We start from the raw sequence: 217 nt of genomic DNA on the forward strand, positions 1-217 counted from the left end.
CTATCCACATTGCTGGCGTCACAAGTCGCCGATTATTTTCCGCGCGACGCCACAGTGGTTTATCAGCATGAAACAGAATGGTCTGCTGGAGCAGGCCATGCACGAAGTACACAACACGGTTGAATGGCGTCCGGGTTGGGGTAAAGCCCGTATCGAAAGCATGATGACCGACCGCCCTGACTGGTGTATTTCCCGTCAGCGTACCTGGGGTGTGCCG

Annotated in this window: 1 protein-coding gene; it reads left to right on the forward strand. The window is 55.8% G+C overall.

All coding sequences use genetic code 11. From position 1 onward, the window contains the following. Window positions 1-217: class I tRNA ligase family protein (locus tag B2Z72_RS13820; protein WP_297005083.1), on the forward strand; the 217-nt coding region annotated here is incomplete at both ends.

The organism is Thalassolituus sp. UBA6592 (genome assembly GCF_002433655.1).
Lineage (GTDB): Bacteria > Pseudomonadota > Gammaproteobacteria > Pseudomonadales > Oceanobacteraceae > Venatoribacter.